We start from the raw sequence: 751 nt of genomic DNA on the forward strand, positions 1-751 counted from the left end.
AGCAACGCCAAATCCGGAGATGCATCGGGGCGCATGGCCTGCCTGCGCAGCTCCGCTTCATTGCGGGGATAATAGTGCTCTACCCCTTCCGGGGAAGCGTCGAGAACAGCCGGCAATAAGACCTGGAGTTTCGCCTGCACGGTTTCACGATCCGGCGCATCCACAAAAACAAACCACTCATCATCACTGAACAGTAATTCAACATGCTCATAACGAAAACAAACCGCCCGCCAGATAACATTCATTGCGCTTCTCCCGTCGGTTGCGCAGTCAATACCGCATCGAATTTTTCCGCCCATAAGGGCACCAACTCACAGGCAAGGCGGTGCATGGTTTGCGCGGCAGCCGGGCTTTTTCGGCTGGTTTTATACTCAAGACGATGAACGGGCTGCGCACGGACATGCCCCAGTTTGTAGATGTCCAGCAGGTCTATCCGGGTTTCCAGCAGCTGGTAAACCTGCCTGCCGCCCAGTGAGGAAGCGTCATACCGTTGATTATTGATAATGTCGACCAGTTCACTCAGCGTATCCCGGTCGAGATTCGTTCCTTCAATCCCGTTGACCAGTATCTGGATAGCCGGCAGGCGGATACCGTAGTTTTCAAAAGGCCGGAGCCGGGTCAGCATCCGCAGGGTGCCGCGCAGGAACTCACGGACGTCGGGTAAAATAGGCTTGATAACCCCCAGAACGCCCTGCGTGGCCGCCAGTACAACCAGCTCACTCATCACGCCGGTCGCCCCTTTGGAATCAAT

General features: G+C 55.8%; 2 pseudogenes. Both read right to left on the reverse strand.

Going from position 1 to position 751, the window contains the following annotated elements:
- Positions 1–245: pseudogene (locus tag FE394_RS19085) on the reverse strand (hypothetical protein); the annotation flags it as partial.
- Positions 242–751 (reverse strand): annotated as a pseudogene (locus FE394_RS19090) (ParA family protein); the annotation flags it as partial. The pseudogenes FE394_RS19090 and FE394_RS19085, both read right to left, overlap by 4 nt.

Source organism: Xenorhabdus littoralis (assembly GCF_033949345.1).
GTDB classification, from domain to species: domain Bacteria; phylum Pseudomonadota; class Gammaproteobacteria; order Enterobacterales; family Enterobacteriaceae; genus Xenorhabdus; species Xenorhabdus littoralis.